General features: G+C 53.2%; 17 protein-coding genes. 14 read left to right on the top strand and 3 right to left on the bottom strand.

The features are described 5' to 3' along the window. The first annotated feature begins 5 nt into the window (after positions 1 to 5). From ftsB to rpoS, 9 genes are all read left to right on the top strand, one after another. Positions 6 to 284: a cell division protein FtsB gene (gene ftsB / locus AGRI_RS07510; protein WP_008984362.1), complete on the top strand. Its 279-nt coding sequence runs from the start codon at positions 6 to 8 to the stop codon at positions 282 to 284. After that, positions 284 to 976: a 2-C-methyl-D-erythritol 4-phosphate cytidylyltransferase gene (gene ispD, locus AGRI_RS07505; protein WP_008984361.1), complete on the top strand. Its 693-nt coding sequence runs from the start codon at positions 284 to 286 to the stop codon at positions 974 to 976. Before ftsB ends, ispD begins: the two co-directional genes overlap by 1 nt. Then, complete coding sequence (ispF, locus tag AGRI_RS07500; RefSeq protein WP_008984360.1) at positions 976 to 1,455, top strand: 2-C-methyl-D-erythritol 2,4-cyclodiphosphate synthase; 480 nt, start codon at positions 976 to 978, stop codon at positions 1,453 to 1,455. The genes ispD and ispF overlap by 1 nt, the downstream gene beginning before the upstream one ends. Next, a complete protein-coding gene (gene truD / locus AGRI_RS07495) occupies positions 1,443 to 2,495 on the top strand; it encodes a tRNA pseudouridine(13) synthase TruD (protein ID WP_008984359.1) in 1,053 nt (350 codons plus the stop codon). The genes ispF and truD overlap by 13 nt, the downstream gene beginning before the upstream one ends. Continuing rightward, the gene (gene surE / locus AGRI_RS07490) at positions 2,496 to 3,248 is read left to right on the top strand and encodes a 5'/3'-nucleotidase SurE (RefSeq protein WP_008984358.1); all 753 of its coding nucleotides are present in this window, start codon (positions 2,496 to 2,498) and stop codon (positions 3,246 to 3,248) included. 1 nt (position 3,249) lies between these two features. Continuing rightward, a complete protein-coding gene (locus AGRI_RS07485; protein WP_008607271.1) occupies positions 3,250 to 3,888 on the top strand; it encodes a protein-L-isoaspartate(D-aspartate) O-methyltransferase in 639 nt (212 codons plus the stop codon). A gap of 18 nt (positions 3,889 to 3,906) precedes the next feature. Next, the gene (locus tag AGRI_RS07480; protein ID WP_008984357.1) at positions 3,907 to 4,821 is read left to right on the top strand and encodes a DUF368 domain-containing protein; all 915 of its coding nucleotides are present in this window, start codon (positions 3,907 to 3,909) and stop codon (positions 4,819 to 4,821) included. Then, a complete protein-coding gene (locus AGRI_RS07475) occupies positions 4,822 to 5,676 on the top strand; it encodes a peptidoglycan DD-metalloendopeptidase family protein (protein ID WP_008984356.1) in 855 nt (284 codons plus the stop codon). It abuts the gene before it with no gap. Positions 5,677 to 5,767: 91 nt separating this feature from the next. Further along, positions 5,768 to 6,757, top strand: coding sequence for an RNA polymerase sigma factor RpoS (gene rpoS / locus AGRI_RS07470; RefSeq protein WP_008984355.1), 990 nt, complete (start codon positions 5,768 to 5,770; stop codon positions 6,755 to 6,757). Positions 6,758 to 6,834: 77 nt separating this feature from the next. On the opposite strand, the gene AGRI_RS07465 is transcribed toward rpoS, so the two are convergent. From AGRI_RS07465 to mutS, 3 genes are all read right to left on the bottom strand, one after another. Next, complete coding sequence (locus AGRI_RS07465) at positions 6,835 to 8,070, bottom strand: dipeptidase (protein ID WP_008984354.1); 1,236 nt, start codon at positions 8,068 to 8,070, stop codon at positions 6,835 to 6,837. A 76-nt stretch (positions 8,071 to 8,146) separates the two neighbouring features. After that, positions 8,147 to 9,334 (bottom strand): benzoate/H(+) symporter BenE family transporter, encoded by a 1,188-nt coding sequence (locus AGRI_RS07460; RefSeq protein ID WP_040291633.1) that lies wholly within the window; start codon positions 9,332 to 9,334, stop codon positions 8,147 to 8,149. Then, complete coding sequence (mutS, locus tag AGRI_RS07455; protein ID WP_008984352.1) at positions 9,334 to 11,895, bottom strand: DNA mismatch repair protein MutS; 2,562 nt, start codon at positions 11,893 to 11,895, stop codon at positions 9,334 to 9,336. Before mutS ends, AGRI_RS07460 begins: the two co-directional genes overlap by 1 nt. Positions 11,896 to 11,926: 31 nt before the next feature. Here mutS and AGRI_RS07450 point away from each other — a divergent pair, with 31 nt between their 5' ends. From AGRI_RS07450 to metH, 5 genes are all read left to right on the top strand, one after another. Then, positions 11,927 to 12,427 carry a CinA family protein gene (locus AGRI_RS07450; protein ID WP_008984351.1) on the top strand — a complete coding sequence of 167 codons (501 nt, stop codon included), beginning with the start codon at positions 11,927 to 11,929 and terminating at the stop codon, positions 12,425 to 12,427. Positions 12,428 to 12,484: 57 nt separating this feature from the next. Next, positions 12,485 to 13,531, top strand: a complete 1,047-nt coding sequence (gene recA / locus AGRI_RS07445) for a recombinase RecA (protein ID WP_008984350.1) — start codon at positions 12,485 to 12,487, stop codon at positions 13,529 to 13,531. 441 nt (positions 13,532 to 13,972) lie between these two features. Then, a complete protein-coding gene (locus AGRI_RS07440; RefSeq protein ID WP_008984349.1) occupies positions 13,973 to 14,896 on the top strand; it encodes a homoserine O-succinyltransferase in 924 nt (307 codons plus the stop codon). Continuing rightward, positions 14,896 to 15,963 (top strand): homocysteine S-methyltransferase family protein, encoded by a 1,068-nt coding sequence (locus AGRI_RS16580; protein WP_008984348.1) that lies wholly within the window; start codon positions 14,896 to 14,898, stop codon positions 15,961 to 15,963. Before AGRI_RS07440 ends, AGRI_RS16580 begins: the two co-directional genes overlap by 1 nt. Then, positions 15,963 to 18,584, top strand: a complete 2,622-nt coding sequence (gene metH, locus AGRI_RS07430) for a methionine synthase (RefSeq protein WP_008984347.1) — start codon at positions 15,963 to 15,965, stop codon at positions 18,582 to 18,584. The genes AGRI_RS16580 and metH overlap by 1 nt, the downstream gene beginning before the upstream one ends. The last annotated feature ends 45 nt before the right edge of the window (positions 18,585 to 18,629 follow it).

Here is an 18,629-nt window from a genome sequence, read left to right as displayed (position 1 = left end):
GACGCATGAGAATACTTATTCTGTTTCTATTGTTGCTGCTGGCAGCACTACAATACCGGCTCTGGTTCGGCCAGCTGAGTATTACCGATTATTTGCGACAGCAGGATGAAATCGCCACCCAGCAGGCCAGTAATCAGGAATTGATTAAGCGCAACCGGATGTTACTGGCTGACGTCAATGACTTACGACAAGGATTGGAAGCGATTGAAGAACGGGCGCGCAATGAACTTGGTCTGATCGCCGAAGATGAAGTGTTTTTCCGGATAATTCCACAGGACCCTTAATGGCAGTACAGGCTTTCCCGGCGATAGCAGCAGTGATCCCCGCCGCAGGTGTCGGCCAGCGGATGCAGGCTGACAAACCCAAACAATACTTACGCTTACATGGTAAAACAGTACTGGAACATAGCGTCCAGCCGCTATTAAGTCTGGAAAGTGTTGGCCAACTTTATCTGGCACTGAGTGCCGACGATCCTTATTTCGCTGCAACAGGTTTAACCGACCCGCGGATTATCCGGGTAGAAGGCGGGGCTGAGCGGGTGCATTCAGTACTTAATGCGCTGCAACATATCGATGCTGTACGTTATCCCTGGGTGCTGGTGCATGACGCCGCACGTCCGTTGGTACGCCGGGCCGATATCCAACTGCTAATTGAGCGCTGCCTGGCTGCCGGCCATGGCGGAATACTGGCAACACCAGTACGGGACACGATGAAGCGGGGGCAGCAACAGGTACAACATACTGTCGATCGCACGGATCTCTGGCACGCACTAACACCGCAGTTTTTCCCAACCGCGCTGTTAACTGCTGCGATTGGCGGTGCGCTGGCGGCAGGTGTCGCCGTAACCGATGAAGCCTCGGCGATGGAGTGGGCACAGCAGTCGGTGTTATTGGTTGAAGGCCACAGTGACAATTTGAAAATTACCCGGCCAGCTGATTTGCAACTGGCCGCTTTTTATCTGGAGCAAAATCGTTAATGACTATCCGAATTGGCCATGGTTTTGATGTGCATGCGTTTGGTGGGGATGGCCCGGTGACCCTGGGTGGTGTAAAAATCGATTACCCACAGGGCTTAGTCGCGCATTCGGATGGTGATGTGGTATTACATGCCCTGGCTGATGCCTTACTCGGTGCATTGGCGCTGGGTGATATTGGCCATCATTTTCCAGACACCGATGCCGCCTTTAAAGGTATCGATAGCCGAATTCTATTGCGACGGGTCTTTACTGAGGTACAGCAGCGCGGTTATCGCATCGGTAACCTGGATTTGACCGTGATGGCGCAGGCGCCGAAGCTGGCACCGCATATTCTGGCAATGCGACAACTGATTGCTGCCGACTTACAATGTGAGGTGAGCCAGGTTAACGTCAAGGCGACCACCACGGAAAAACTGGGCTTTGTCGGTCGCAAAGAAGGTATCGCTGCTGAAGCCGTGGTGTTGCTGTGTCGGGAGTAACGGTTCCTGAGCTGGCTTACCTGTATGGTAAACCACTAGCCACGGCCGAGATCCGGGTGCAAGCGGCTGATTTTCAGGTTGATGAACAGCTGAATTTCGAACCCAGTGGCAGCGGTGAACACCTGTTACTGCAAATCGAGAAGACCGGACAGAATACCCAGTTTATCGCCCGCGAGCTCGCGCGTTTAACGGGGTTAAGAGTGCGGGATATCAGCTATGCCGGCTTAAAAGATCGGCATGCCGTCACCCGGCAATGGTTTTGCTTTAAATGGCCGATTAAACAAGCCCTGGACTGGCAAAGTTGGCAGTTGGAAGGGGCGCAGATTTTACAGGTGGTGCGGCATTACCGTAAGTTACGGTTAGGGGCCTTAAAGCGGAATCATTTTACGCTCAGACTACGCCGGGTGACTGAGCTTTCGGCTTTACTGGACAGGGTGCCTTTGCTGGCGCAGGGGGTACCGAATTATTATGGTGAGCAACGCTTTGGTATCAACGGCGGTAATCTGGTATTAGCCGAGCGCTTATTTGGCGGTGAAAGTATCCCGGATCGACAGATTCGTGGTCTGGCGTTATCTGCCAGCCGGTCTTTTTTGTTTAATCAGGTGATAGCGGCCCGGATCAGCGAGCAGTTATTTGATCAGCTGCTAAGCGGTGATGTCGTGCAGTTGAATGGTTCCGGTTCGATCTTTACGCTGGATACGGTGACGCCTGAACTACAACAACGTCTCGCCGGGCGGGATATCCATTTAACGGCGCCTTTGGTAGGCTTAGGCAAGGAGATGGTGCAAGCCGAGGCCGCTGCTTTTGAACAGCGGGTGCTGCAGCCGTGGCAGAGCTGGCAACAGGCGTTGCAGCTGCTCAGAGTGCAAGCCGGGCGCCGCAGCATGCGACTGCTGCCAGAACAACTGACCGTTGCAACTGACGGTGATACCGTGCAGCTGAGTTTTGCACTGCCAGCGGGTTGCTTTGCGACCAGTGTTTTGCGGGAGCTGGTGAATTATCGGGATGCTGCACGCGATATCGCGCAAATGGAGTGTTAGATGCGAATTTTGTTAAGTAATGATGATGGCGTTAATGCCAAGGGGATCCAGGTGTTGCAGCAAGCCTTGATGGCGATTGCAGAGGTGACCACAGTGGGGCCGGATCGTAATTGCAGTGGTGCTTCCAACTCACTGACGTTACTTAATCCACTGCGAACCCAGCTGTTGGAAAACGGTTTTATCGCAGTCAATGGCACGCCAACGGATTGCGTGCATCTGGCGATCAGTCAGCTGCTGGATTTTACGCCGGATTTAGTGGTAGCGGGTATTAACCATGGCGCTAATCTCGGCGATGATGTGCTCTACTCCGGTACGGTGGCTGCAGCGACCGAGGGGCGGCACCTGGGCTTACCTGCGATTGCGGTGTCACTGGCCGGACGCGATGAACAGCATTTCGCTACCGCCGCTCATGTTACTGTGCAGGTGATTCAAAAACTAAAGTCGCATCCACTACCTGCAGATCAGATCTTAAATATTAATGTGCCGGCTATTCCGTTAAGTGAACTGAAAGGTATTCAGGTGACCCGGCTGGGACGACGTCATAAAGCTGAGACCATGACCAGCACTACTGATCCCTGGGGACGGAAGATATACTGGTACGGGTCCCTGGGCCCGGAGCTGGATGCCGGTGAGGGTACGGATTTTTATGCCATTGCCAATGGTTATGCCTCTATTACGCCACTGCATGTTGATATGTCGGCGTATAAGAGCATGGAAACTCTGGCCAATTGGCTTAATGGGATCAGACTGTAAGATGGCGGTGGTAACGATGCGTAGCGCTCAGGTACTGGCGCAAAAGCTGCAACTGGAAGGCATCAGCGATGCCAGTGTACTGGCTGCTCTGGCGCAAACGCCGCGGCATTTATTTGTTGAGCCGGTGCTGGCGCATAAAGCCTATGAGAATACCGCTTTGCCTATCGGCCAGGGGCAAACGATTTCGCAGCCTTATATAGTTGCCCGGATGACGGAGTTGTTGTTGCAAGGCGGCAGTTCTGGCAAGGTGCTGGAAATTGGTACCGGCTCTGGTTATCAAACTGCCATTCTGGCCAGATTATTCACTCATGTCTGCTCGGTAGAGCGTATTAAAGCGCTGCAGTTTCAGGCTAAGCGGCGTTTACAGCAACTTGATTTGCATAATGTGTCGATGAAACATGGCGATGGCTGGCAAGGTTGGCCAAGCAAGGGACCGTTTGACAGTATTATCGTTACCGCGGCACCGGTGGAAGTACCGCAGGCTTTGCTACAACAGCTGACCGACGGCGGCCGTTTGGTGATTCCGGTCGGTAGTGAGCAGCAAGTGTTGCGAGTCTACCAGCGGCATGGTGATGAGTTTCAAAGCCAGGATATTGAAACAGTGCGCTTTGTACCTTTAGTACCAGGCGAATTAGCATAAAACTAGGTTAGGGCTAACATGCAGTATTTACAATGGATTATTAAAGGGATGGCGATGGGGGCTGCGGATGTGGTGCCCGGCGTTTCCGGCGGCACTCTGGCCTTTATCCTCGGTATCTATGAACGTTTACTGGGGGCGATCAGTTCGGTAAACCTGACAGCATTACAATTGTTACTGCGTGGTCAGTGGCGGGCATGCTGGCGACACATAGATGGCACTTTTTTACTTTGCTTATTCGGTGGGGTGCTGGTCAGTATTTTTTCATTAGCGACCGTGATTAGCTGGTTGCTCGAGCACCGTCCTGTCCCCTTATGGGCCTTTTTTAATGGCTTGATTCTTGCCGCTTTGCCCTTACTGCTGCGGGCAGTGCGCTGGTCTGCGTTACGCGCACTGTTATTTAGCGTTGGCATTGTGCTGGCACTGCTGGTCGGGATGTTGGCACCCGTGAGTTTTACTCCGGCAACCTGGATGTTTTTTGTTGCCGGTGCTATTGCGATTTGTGCCATGATTTTGCCAGGGATTTCCGGCAGTTTTATTTTGCTGATTAGCGGTATGTATGCGCCGGTTATCCTGGCGGTACGGGAACTGCAAGTTGGCATCCTGTTGTTGTTTGTGACCGGCTGTGTCGTTGGCTTGCTCAGCTTTTCCCGTTTTTTGAATTGGTTATTAAAACATTATCATGATGCAACCTTAGCCCTACTAACCGGTGTGGTGGTTGGTGCAACCTACCGACTCTGGCCCTGGCAAGCCGGCAGTGCCATGTATTCGCCGAGCAGTTATGCCGCCCAGTTTGGCCAACACGATTTACTGCTAGCGATTGGCTGTTTTCTGGTCGCTATTTTCGTTATGCTGGCGTTACTAAATCTTGAGAAACTGCTGGGTGGCTCCGCTGCAACACCGGAAGCCGCTGCGACCATCAGTCGCAAGGAGTAGATGATCGTTGCCTCGACTTTAACCGCATCTGGATGGCAGCAGGCAGGCCCAGCAGCATGCCGGCTGCTGCTTTTGCTATCGCTGTTATGGTTGACAGCGTGTGCCGGTAAGTCGACGCCAGCGCCGGTTACGACCTTAGAATTACGCAAACAACAAATTGCGCAGCGACAAGCTGAACTTACCGGTAATCAATATATCGTACAAGGTGGCGATACCCTGTACTCCATCGCATTTCGGGCCGGCCAGGATTATCGGGCTCTGGCCAGTCGCAATAATATCCGCCCACCATACACCATTTATCCGGGGCAGATTATTCGTTTACAGCCGTCGGCAGGTAACCCTGTAGCCCGTTCAGGTACTGCGATCGCGGGTCAGAGCACCAGCAATCCGAACCGAGCTAAATCAGTTGCAGCTAATCAGCAAAAGGGTTATGGTCAATCAGCAAATAACCAGCAAGTTGACGCCCCTGTCAGTGCGGCGATGAATAAAGTGCGGTGGCACTGGCCGGTGAGAGGGCAAATACTGGCGCGTTTTTCGACTGCGGAAAATGGCATTAAAGGGGTGCAGATCGGCGGTCGCGATGGCACCAGAGTGAACGCGGCGGCAGATGGCCAGGTGGTGTATGCCGGCAGTGCACTTCGCGGCTACGGCAACCTGGTCATTATTAAGCATAATGATGATTATTTAAGCGCTTATGCACACAACAAAAGATTATTGGTCAAAGAGCGCCAGGAAGTGAAAGCCGGGCAACAGATTGCCGAGATGGGCGATACAGATGCAGCATCTACCCGTTTGCATTTTGAAATTCGTTTTCGTGGAAAATCAGTTGACCCGTTACGTTATTTGCCTAAATAATACACAAAAAATTAAAATAATAATAATGGTAACAGCAGGCTGGGATGCGCCCATGCTCGGTTAGAGCGCCTTAGGTACGGGGAGAATGGATATGACGACAAAAGACAATGATCTGACAGACTTCAAAGAAGACGAGTTAGCAGACGATGCGCTGCTGGTTGATGAGGATCTGGACCCGGAATTGCTGGAGCTCTCGGCCGATGAGACGGTAAGTGATGAAATCTTCGTGCGGGATGACAGCCAGAAAACGCTGGATGCCACGCAAATTTACCTCGGTGAAATCGGCTTCTCGCCACTGTTAAGTGCCGAAGAAGAAGTCTACTTTGCCCGCTTGGCCTTAAAGGGCGATCAGGCCGCCAGAAAGCGGATGATTGAAAGCAACCTGCGGCTGGTGGTGAAAATTGCCCGTCGCTATATCAACCGTGGTTTAGCCTTGTTGGATCTGATTGAAGAAGGCAACCTTGGCTTAATCCGCGCGGTAGAAAAATTCGACCCCGAGCGCGGTTTTCGGTTTTCGACTTACGCCACCTGGTGGATCCGCCAGACCATCGAACGCGCGATAATGAACCAAACACGTACCATCCGCTTACCTATTCATGTAGTGAAAGAGCTCAATATTTATCTGCGCGCTGCCCGCGAATTATCACAAAAGCTGGATCACGAACCGACGCCGGAAGAAATCGCAGCAGCGCTGGATAAGCCGGTAGAAGAAGTACGGAAGATGCTGAAGTTAAATGAAAAAATCACTTCAGTCGATACGCCGGTTGCCGGTGCCTCCGAAAAACAGTTGCTGGATGTACTGGCCGATGAAAAGGAACTGGGGCCCGAGCTGGAATTACAGGACCAGGATATCCGTCAGCATTTGGTGATCTGGTTGCAGGAGTTAAACCCAAAACAGCGCGAAGTACTGGCACGACGCTTTGGCTTGCTGGGCTATGAACCCTCGACTTTGGAAGATGTGGGGCATGAAATTGGCCTGACCCGGGAGCGGGTGCGGCAAATTCAGGTTGAGGCGCTGCGTCGGTTGCGGGAAATCGTCACCCACCAGGGGTTAAATATCGAGACGCTGTTTCAGGAATAAGCACTTATTCCACGAATAACAAAACGCCCCTGGTAGGGGCGTTTCCGTTTATTAACACATCCCGCAGGACCGCGCTACTATTGACGTTTTGCGGCAACCTGCTCGGCCTGACGTAAGATCCGCAACACATTGCCACCCCAGAGCGCTTCGATTTGTGCTTTGGTATAGCCACGGCGCATCAGCTCCCAGGTCACATTCAGCGTTTCGCTGGCATCTTCCCAGCCCTGGACACCGCCACCGCCATCAAAATCCGAGGCAATGCCAACATGTTCGATGCCGAGGCGCTGCACACTATAGTCAATATGATCGACAAACTGCGCGACAGTGACATCCGGGAACTGCTTACGCAGGCTGGCCAGTTCGGTATCGTAGCTATTGCGGTCCTGTTCGTTGGCATTAGCCCAGCCGTTTGGCAGGTATTTTTCACGCAATTTGCTAATTTCAGCATTGAGCCCCGGATCGAGCTCGGCTACATAGCTGCGAAAGGCAACCATCTGCGCAACACCGCCATTGGCTTTAATCGCATCAAGCTGTTCGTCATCAAGATTACGTAGGTTAGCGTGCACCGACATGGCGCCGGAATGCGACGCGATAACGGGTGCCTTTGACAGCTTAATGGCTTCGAGCATCGACTTTTTACCCATATGCGACACATCAATCAGAATGCCATAGCGGTTTAGTTCGGCGACGAGTTGCCGGCCCAGCGCCGATAACCCCGGATCCTGCTCAGCGTCATTTAGGTCGCTACGCGGATTTGAACTGCCCGAAAATTGGTTATGACCGATATGGGTAAAACTCACATAACGAATGCCACGCTCAGCCCATTTCGCGACCTCTTTGACACTGTCGCCGAGCGGATAAGCATTCTCCATCCCCAGCAGCACAATGCGTTTGCCGACTGCATGCAGGGCTTCAACTTCGGCTGCCGTTTTCGCCAGCCCAACCTGCTCCGGATAAGCACGGATCATCCGCATTATGGCCTGATAGCTATTCTCGGCGGTGGCGGCAGCTTGCTGATAAGCCTCCGGGGTCAGGGCTCCCTGACCCACATAAACGATCAGAAACACGGCATCAAGGCCGCCGGCACGCATCTTGGGCAGATCGACCTGGGCTTTGGTAAAGCCACCCGGATCGAGCAGGTGCGTCGCATAGCCACGGCCGATATCGACATGGGTATCAATAGTCAGAATTTGCTGATGTAAAGCCCGGGCTTCCGCTTCGGTCACGACTTTGCTTTGTGCCAGGGCAGTACCACTGAGAGTACCACTGAGCAAGAGGGCGGAGACCAGAGAGGCCAGTTTCGCTAAGCGCATGCTGCATCCTTTTTGTTGTTATTGATAAGATCAGAGAAGCAGGAGCTTAGCGCGGAATCCGCTCTGACAGCAAGCCTTAGCCACCGTCCGTTCGCCGTGTCAGGCGTTGGATTAAGACCGTGACGGCCCCGGCCACTAAGCCCCAGAACGCTGAGGCAATGCCAAACAAACTGGCGCCGGATGCGGTGACCAGCAGCGTAATTACGGCGGCTTCCCGATACTCAGCATCGGCAGTACAGCTTTGCAGGTTAGCGGCTATGGTACCCAGCAGTGCCAGCCCGGCCAGCGCGGCCACCATCTCAGTAGGGAAGGCTGCAAACAGCGCGACCACAGTGGCGCCGGCCAGGCCAAACAGCAGATAAAAGATCCCGGCAGCGATGCCGGCAATATAGCGTTTGCTGCTGTCGGGATGCGCTTCATTACCACTACAGATCGCTGCAGTTATGGCCGCCAGGTTAATCGAAAACGCGCCCAGCGGCGCCAGCAGCAGCGTGCTTAGCGCCGTACTGCTAATCAGTGGTGAGACCGGTGTTTGATAACCACTGGCACGTAACACTGCGACACCGGGAATATTTTGTGACGCCATAGTTACCAGCAGCAGCGGTAAGCCAACGCCAAGTAACGCCGATAGCGAAAACGCCGGCATAACCCACACCGGTGTTGCCAGTGTCAGCTTGACGGCGGAGAGGTCGAGCTCACCACCCAGCCAAACCAGCAGTAAACCACAGACTAATACTGCCAGGATGACGTACCGTGGCAGCAGGGCTTTGGCAAGCAGGTAGGTTAAACACATGGCGCCGACCAACAACATTTGCTGTTGCAGACTGCTAAAGATGGCAAAGCCAAATTGCAGCAGAATGCCGGCCAGCATGGCGCTGGCCAGTGGCAGTGGGATCAGCCGGGTCAAACGTTCAAACATGCCGCTTAAGCCGATTAATAAACCAAGGCCTGCGGTAAAGATAAAAACGCCGGTCGCTTCCGCCAGCGTTAAGCCCTGCAGGCTGGTGGCCAGCAGCGCGGCGCCCGGCGTTGACCAGGCGGTAATCACCGGGGCCTTGTAATACCAGGACAGACCGATACAGGTCAGCGCCATCCCAATACCCAGTGCCAACAGCCAGGACGCCATTACGGCGTTGTCGGCACCGGCGGCGGCGGCGGCCTGAAACACAATCGCCACTGAACTGGCAAAGCCAACCAGCACCGCAACAAAACCGGCCACCACGGCCGACAGGCTCCAATCGTTAAGACGCATTCTGCTGCTCATCAAATGTCCAGCTGTTGTTTCAGTTGATACAGATAATCCAACGCCTGGCGGGCACTCAGTTCATCCGGATTAAGTTGACGCAGCTGAGCCAGCAGCGGATGCTCCGGCGCCAGTAATTCCAGTTGGGTCACAGGTTCAGGCGTCGTCGTTGGCCCGTTTTGTTCTAACTGCCGCAGTTTCTGTCGTGCCAGTTGAATCACCGGTCTTGGCACCCCGGCCAGCTGGGCGACCTGCAGGCCAAAACTCTTGCTGGCGGCGCCTTCCTGCACATGATGCATAAATACGATGCCATCACCGTGTTCAACCGCATCCAGATGCACATTGGCGACCGCAGGTAATTGCTGCGCCAGACTGGTCAGTTCAAAATAATGGGTTGCAAACAGGGTTAACGCCTGCAGTTTATTGGCCAGATAGTCGGCACAGGCCCAGGCCAAACTCAGGCCATCATAGGTACTGGTGCCACGGCCAATTTCATCCATCAATACCAGACTTTGTGCGGTGGCATGATGCAGAATGGTTGCGGTTTCCGTCATCTCCACCATAAAGGTCGAGCGGCCGGACGCCAGATCATCAGAGGCGCCAATGCGGGTAAAAATACGGTCGATTGGGCCTATCACCGCCTGCTCTGCCGGCACAAAGCTGCCGATGGCGGCCATTAGAGCAATCAGGGCGGTTTGCCGCATATAGGTTGATTTACCGCCCATATTGGGGCCGGTGATCATCAGCATCCGCCGTGAGGCGTCTAATTGCAACGGATTGGCAATAAAGGGCGCCTTTAGCACCCGCTCCACCACCGGATGCCGTGCCTGGGTCAGTTGAATACCGATCTGCTCAGTTAACAGCGGCCGGCAATACTGATACAGCACCGCACACTCGGCAAAGCTGCATAGCACATCCAGTTCAGACAAGGCTTGTGCCAGCTGTTGCAGCTGCGCCAGATAGGGGCTCACGGCGTCAAACAGCGCATCATAGAGCTGTTTTTCCAGCGCCAGCGCCTTACTCTGGCTACCCAGTACCTTATCTTCGTATTCTTTTAGCTCCGGAATAATATAGCGTTCATTATTTTTCAGCGTTTGCCGGCGCACATACTCCGGCGGCACCCTGGTATCAGCGCTGCGACCGGTTTCGATATAAAAACCATGGATCTTGTTAAAGCCGACTTTTAGCGAACTAATACCGGTACGCTCACGCTCACGCAACTCCAGTTGCTGTAAGTAGTCGGTGGCACCTTCAGCCAGCGCCCGCCATTCATCAAGCTCGGCATCATAGCCCGGGGCAATGACGCCGCCATCACGGATCAGCACCGGCGGTGATTCGACGATAGCGCGTTGTAATAATTCAGCCAGCTCCGGCAGCGGCAGGGTGGCCTGCTGATGCTGCTGTAGCACCTGACTGTTGGCATGCAGTAACTGTTGCTGTAGCTCTGGCAGCTCGGTTAGCGCCTGACGTAGCCGGGCAAAGTCGCGGGGCCGGGCGCTGCGCAGCGCCAACCGGGCCAGGATCCGTTCGATATCGCCGATTTGCTTCAGTGAGGGTTGCAGCGCCTGAAAATCTTCTGTCAGTTCCTGTACTGCATCCAGCCGTTGATTAAGCTGAGTGCGGTTACGCAGCGGCGCATGGATCCAGCGCTTCAGTAAGCGGGAGCCCATGGCAGTCTGGGTTTTATCCAGTACAGCCGCCAGCGTATGCTCAGTTTGCCCACTTAAGGTATGGGTTAATTCCAGATTGCGGCGGGTGGCCGCATCCAGCACGATAAAATCATCCGGCCGCTCCAGGGCGATACTGCGTAAATGCGGTAACTGAGCGCGCTGGGTATCTTTGACATATTGCATCAGACAGCCGGCGGCCATCAGCGCAACCGGCGCTTCCATCACGCCAAAGCTTTGTAGATCGCGGGTACCAAATTGCTGGCACAGTAAGCGCTCGGCACTGGCCAGTTCAAACTCCCATACCGGACGGCGGCGGGCGCCTTTGCGTTCGGTCAGGTGCGGTAGACTAAAATTTTCCGGATAGAGCAATTCGGCCGGATTTAGCCGTTGCAATAAGGCGGCCAAATCATCGGCATGACTGACCTGATTCAGCAAAAAACGGCCGCTGGTCAGATCCAGTTGCGCCAGACCAAAGTGGCTGCGACTCTCACTGATGGCACAGAGTAAATTATCCTGCCGCTCATTCAGTAACGCTTCGTCGGTCACGGTGCCCGGGGTAACAATCCGCACCACCTTGCGCTCTACCGGCCCCTTACTAGTCGCCGGATCGCCAATCTGTTCGCAAATGGCGACGGACTCACCCAATTGCACCAGACGCGCCAGGTAACCCTCAACGGCATGATAGGGCACACCGGCCATCGGGATTGGTTCACCGGCGCTTTGACCGCGTTTGGTCAGCGAAATATCTAACAGGGCGGCAGCTTTTTTCGCATCTTCATAAAAAAGTTCGTAAAAATCACCCATCCGGTAAAACAATAAGATCTGCGGATGCTGGCTTTTCAGTGCCAGATATTGCTGCATCATCGGGGTATGATTGCTTAACGCTTGCTCCGGTTTCTGGTCTGACGGCATAATGGTGCTAACACTTCCTGTTGGATCAAATATGACAGCGGAAACAACAAGCTTAGCGCTTGCCACTGAACTAGGGCAGCTATTATTACGGAAAAAAGCCAGTATCACCACTGCAGAATCCTGCACCGGTGGTGGGGTTGCCTACTGGCTAACCGCCGTAGCCGGCAGCTCGGCCTATGTTGACCGTAGCTTTGTTACCTATAGCAATAAAGCCAAGCAGCAATTGTTAGGGGTGCGCAGCGCAACGCTATTACAATATGGCGCTGTCAGTGAGCAAACGGTAGCCGAGATGGCCAGTGGCGCGGCCCAGGCGGCGGGTGCCAGCATAGCGCTTGCCATCTCCGGCATTGCCGGTCCTACCGGTGGCACGGCAAAGAAGCCGGTCGGTACCGTCTGTTTCGGTTTTAGTATCGACGGGACTGTCAGCACTCAGCAATTGCATTTTGCTGGCGACCGGCAGCAGATCCGCCAGCAGGCGATTGAACATGCGCTCAGACAATGCATCTTGTTATTGACAGCCCCAATAAACTAGACTACTGTATGCTCATACAGTTGTTAAAGGCTTAACCTAATTTCTCCGGAGCGACCAATGGACGACAACAAACAAAAGGCATTAAGTGCGGCACTAAGCCAGATCGAACGCCAGTTCGGCAAGGGTTCTATTATGCGGCTGGGCGACAGCACTGCCCTGGATATTGAAGCGGTATCCACCGGCTCACTGGGGCTGGATATTGCACTGGGCATTGGCGGCTTACCTTATGGCCGGATTGTGGAAATTTATGGTCCTGAGTCCTCCGGTAAAACCACCTTAACGCTGCAGGTCATTGCCGAAGCACAGCGTAGCGGTAAAACCTGTGCCTTTATTGATGCCGAACATGCGTTGGATCCGGTGTATGCGAAGAAATTAGGCGTGGATGTCGATAAGCTGTTAGTTTCTCAGCCAGATACCGGTGAGCAGGCGCTGGAAATCTGCGACATGCTGGTACGCTCTGCCGCCGTAGACGTGGTGATTGTGGACTCGGTCGCTGCCTTAACGCCGAAAGCAGAAATTGAAGGTGACATGGGTGACAGCCATATGGGTTTACAGGCCCGTTTAATGTCACAGGCACTGCGTAAACTGACTGCTAATATCAAACGCTCCAATACCCTGTGTATCTTTATCAACCAGATCCGGATGAAGATCGGTGTAATGTTTGGTAACCCGGAAACCACCACCGGTGGTAATGCGCTGAAATTCTATGCCTCAGTACGTTTAGATATCCGTCGTATTGGCTCGGTAAAAGAAGGCGATGAAATTACCGGTAACGAAACCCGGGTTAAGGTAGTAAAAAACAAAGTGGCTCCGCCATTCAAACAAGCTGAATTTATTATTCAATATGGCGCCGGTATCAACAAACTGGGTGAGCTGATTGACCTGGGCGTACAGCAAGGCTTAGTCGATAAGTCTGGCGCCTGGTACGCTTATCAGGGCAATAAGATTGGTCAGGGTAAAGCCAATGCGATGAAGTTCTTGCAGGATAACCCGGCGGTAGCAGATGAAATTGAAAAAGAGCTGCGGGCGCGGCTGTTATTAAAGCCAGGTGAAGCCGTTGCTACTGACGATGTGATGGATATACCAGAGCCGGAAGAGCTATAAGTTCTGCAGCATCTGATTTAAAACAACAAAACTCCGGACCTGAAAAGCTCCGGAGTTTTTTATAAGTGATTCGCAAATATTAACAAAAATGATTTTACGCCCGCGACAGATAAGTTCCCATCTCCTACTCAACACTCAACACTCAACACTCAACACTCAACACTCAACACTCAACACTCAACACTCAACACTCAACACTCAACACTCAACACTCTGACAACACGACTTTGATACCTCAAGTTTCGGTAGTGGAATGGTCAGTTGCCGCTGGCCCTTACCGGCCGCAGTCATCACCGCTGCGACAGACGGCTGTTGCTTTTCTGGCATAGTACGGCATAATACGTCTTATTTAGACGTCTAAACGTATAGAAGTTATCAATGGTGCCAGCTGACTAACCAGACTCAGGTTCAGCATGGTGCTAGCCACAGGCGGAGCCAGCTATGCCTATTAAAGTGATTGACCAGTTACCTGCAGTAGAAGCCTTATCAGCAGAGAATGTCTTTGTAATGACCGAGAGCCGGGCGGCAGCCCAGGATATCCGGCCGTTGCGGATCGCGATTCTGAATTTAATGCCCAATAAAATTGTGACTGAAATTCAGTTATTACGTTTATTAGCGAATAGCCCGCTGCAGCTGGATATTGAGCTGATCCGCATCGATGATCATGTCAGTAAACATACACCGGAGAGCCATTTAAACTGCTTCTATCGTTACTTTTCTGATGTGCAGGGGCAGAAATATGATGGTTTGATTATTACCGGAGCGCCGCTGGGGCTGGTCGATTACGAAGATGTCACCTACTGGCAGCAGTTTGGTGAGATCCTGCGCTGGGCGGATACCCATGTTACCTCGACGCTGTTTTTATGTTGGGCCGCCCATGCTGCGCTGTATCATTACTACGGCTTACAGCGGGAAATTCGCGGCGAAAAGTTATCCGGAGTTTACTGGCAGGACGTAGTACAGCCGTTTAGCCCGCTGCTACGCGGCTTTGACCAGCAATTTCTGGTACCACATTCACGTTATGCGCAGGTGTCAAAACAAAAATACCAACAGCATGATGATTTGCATATCCTGGCTGAAGCCGATGTCACCGGTGCCTATTTGCTGCAAAACAGCAGTGGTAGCCGGATCTTTGTTACCGGGCATCCGGAATATGATCTGACCACGCTGGATGATGAGTATCAACGTGACCTGGCGGCCGGTTTGGCGCCGCGTTTGCCAGAGAACTACTACCGGAATAATGATCCGGCCCAGGGGCCGCTAAAATTATGGCAGGCGCACGCCTTTTTATTATTCAGTAACTGGTTAAACTATTACGTTTACCAGGCTACGCCCTTTGACCTGAATCAGATAGGCAACAGTTAATGACAAAGCTTCGTTTAACGCCACAGCAACTACGCCAGCTGCTGGCCTCACGTATTTTGGTGCTGGATGGCGCTATGGGCACCATGATCCAACAACACCGCCTGGATGAAGCCGGTTATCGCGGCGCGGAATTCGCCGATTGGCCGTGCGATCTCAAAGGTAACAACGATTTGTTAGTGCTTACTCAACCGGAACTCATTGCCGATATTCACCGGCAATACTTGTTGGCCGGGGCGGACATTATTGAGACCAATACCTTTAACGCCACTACCATTGCGATGCATGATTATCAGATGGCGCACCTGTCAGAGCGGATCAATCGTGAGGCGGCGGCACTGGCGCGGCGGGTTTGTGACGAAGTCACAGCTCAGCAACCCGACAAACCCCGTTTTGTCGCCGGTGTGTTAGGACCCACTAACCGTACTGCCTCGATTTCGCCAGACGTTAACGATCCGGGATTTCGCAATGTCAGCTTTGATGAGTTAGTGCTGGCTTACAAGGAATCGACCCGGGCGCTGATTGCAGGTGGCGCCGATATTATTATGCTGGAAACCATTTTCGATACGCTGAATGCCAAGGCAGCAGCTTTTGCCGTTTTGGAGGTGTTTGAAGAGCTGCAGCTGGAGTTACCGGTGATGATCTCGGGTACCATCACCGATGCCTCGGGCCGCACGTTGTCCGGCCAAACGACCGAAGCGTTTTATTATTCGCTGGCGCATGTCAAGCCAGTGACCTTTGGCCTGAATTGTGCGCTGGGGCCGGATTTGCTGCGTCCTTATGTCGAAACCCTGGCCACCATTTCCGAAGCCTATGTCTCGGTGCATCCCAATGCCGGTTTGCCGAATGAGTTTGGCGAATATGATTTAGGCGCTGAGGCGATGGCAGCAGAAATTGCTGATTGGGCCAAACAGGGCTTTTTAAATATCGTCGGTGGCTGCTGTGGTACTACGCCAGAGCATATTAAAGCCATTGCCGAAGCGGTAAAAGATGCGCCGCCGCGGCAACCAAAAGCGGCCGATCATAGTTTTCATCTGGCCGGCTTAGAAGCCTTTGCGGTGGAGTGGTAATGCAACAGCAGGCACGATTTATCAATATCGGCGAGCGGACTAACGTTACCGGCTCGGCGAAATTTAAAAAACTGATATTAAAAGGCGATTTCGAAGCGGCGCTGGATGTGGCACGGCAACAGGTTGAAAACGGCGCCCAGATCATCGACATCAATATGGATGAGGGGATGCTGGACAGCAAGGCCGCCATGGTGCGCTATTTAACGCTGCTGGCAGCAGAGCCGGATATCGCCCGGGTGCCGATTATGGTCGACTCCTCGAAGTGGGACGTGATTGAAGCGGCGCTAAAGTGTATTCAGGGTAAGGCGGTAGTGAACTCGATTTCGCTCAAAGAAGGCGAAGCGAGCTTTTTACAGCAGGCAAAGTTGTTGCGCCGCTATGGCGCGGCCGTGGTGGTGATGGCGTTTGACGAGGTGGGGCAAGCTGATACCAAGGCCCGCAAAGTTGAAATCTGTCAGCGCGCTTATCAGATCCTGACTGAGCAAATTGGTTTTCCGCCGGAAGATATCATTTTTGACCCCAATATTTTCGCGGTGGCTACCGGTATTGAAGAGCACAACAACTATGCGGTGGACTTTATTGAGGCGACCCGAGAAATCAAGCGCCTTTGCCCTTATGCCAAGATTTCCGGCGGTGTATCCAATGTGTCGTTCTCGTTTCGTGGTAACGATCCGGTGCGCGAAGCCATCCACTCAGTATTTCTATACCATGCTATTGCGGCCGGTATGGATATGGGCATCGTTAATGCGGGTCAGCTGGCGGTGTATGACGATATCCCGCCCTTGCTCAGGGAGCGGGTAGAGGATGTGATTCTAAATCGCCGTCCGGATGCCACCGAACGCTTGTTAGAGATTGCCGCGCAATTTAAAGGTGATGGCAGTGTCGCAGAAAAAGTCGATGATGCCTGGCGCAGCCTGCCGGTAAATAAACGGCTGGAGCATGCGCTGGTAAAAGGCATTACCGATTTTATCGAGCAGGACACCGAAGATGCCCGGCAGCAGGCAGAGCGGCCACTGCATGTAATTGAAGGCCCGCTAATGGATGGCATGAACGTGGTCGGTGATCTGTTTGGTGAAGGCAAGATGTTTCTGCCGCAGGTGGTCAAGTCAGCACGGGTGATGAAAAAAGCTGTTGCTTACCTGCAACCTTACATTGAGCAGGAAAAAGCCGGGGGCCGGGCGCAGGGTAAAATCCTGCTGGCAACGGTAAAAGGCGATGTGCACGATATCGGCAAAAATATCGTCGGCGTGGTGCTGCAGTGTAATAACTTTGAGGTTATCGATCTGGGTGTGATGGTGTCCTGCGCTGAGATCCTGCGCGTAGCCAAAGAGCAACAGGTTGATGTGATTGGTTTATCTGGCCTCATTACGCCGTCGCTGGATGAAATGGTGCATGTTGCCAAAGAAATGACCCGGCTCGGTTTTACCATTCCGTTGTTAATCGGCGGCGCGACCACATCCAAGGCGCACACCGCAGTCAAGATCGCGCCGCATTATGCGCATGGCGTGGTCTACGTACCCAATGCCTCGCGGAGCGTCTCTGTGGTGCAGGCGCTGATCAGTGCCGAACAAAAACCGGCCTATCTGGCCCGGGTGGCAGAAGAATACCGTATTGCGGTGGAGCAGCATCAGCGCAGTCGGCCCGGTGAGCGGATGCTAAGTCTGGCCGAGGCACGGCAGAATAAATTCCAGCTGGATTTAACGAAAGTCGCGCCGGCGCCGAAACAGCCTGGTGTGCATTACTGGCAGCAGGTTGATTTACAGGTACTGCGCGACTACATCGACTGGACACCGTTTTTCCTGACCTGGCAGCTGTCCGGCAAGTTTCCGGCGATTTTGCAACATGCTGAAGTTGGGCTGGAAGCACGGAAGCTGTATCAGGATGCCAATGCGCTACTGGATCAGATGATCAAAGATAACCTGATTAGTGGTAAAGCAGCCTTTGGTTTTTTCCCTGCCAACAGTGATGGCGATGATATTATCATCTACCAGGATGACAGCCGCACCACTGAGCGCTGCCGCCTGCATAATCTGCGACAGCAACTGGCACTGCGCAATAACGCACCGAACTGCAGTCTGGCAGATTTTGTTGCCCCTGTTGGCTCTGGTATTGCTGATTATGTCGGTGCCTTTGCGGTGACGACAGGCTTTGGTGCTGATGAGCTGGCGGCACAGTATGCGGCAGCGCATGATGATTACAATAGTATTATGGTCAAGGCGCTGGCCGATCGTCTGGCCGAAGCGCTGGCGGAGTATCTGCATTTAAAAGTACGGCGCGAATATTGGGGTTATGCTGCCAATGAACAGCTGGATAATGAACAACTGATCCGCGAGCTGTATCAGGGGATCCGACCCGCGCCCGGCTATCCGGCCTGTCCGGAACATACTGAGAAAGGCACCTTATTTCAGTTATTGGACGTGCCGGCACAAATCCAGATGCAGCTTACCGAAAGCTATGCCATGTGGCCCGGCGCCGCGGTCAGTGGCTGGTACTTTGCCCATCCCGACAGCAAATATTTTGCCGTCAGTAAAATCGACCGCGATCAGCTGGCGGACTATGCACAGCGCAAAGGCTGGAGCGAGCAACAGGCCGAAAGCTGGCTGGCGCCGAATCTGCGCTAAATTCAGCAGCGTTAATGCCGCTGCAACAGGCATTTTTTACGCAGA

The sequence above is a fragment of the Alishewanella agri BL06 genome (assembly GCF_000272005.1).
Lineage (GTDB): Bacteria > Pseudomonadota > Gammaproteobacteria > Enterobacterales > Alteromonadaceae > Alishewanella > Alishewanella agri.
This window is presented reverse-complemented; position numbering and strand designations above follow the sequence as displayed.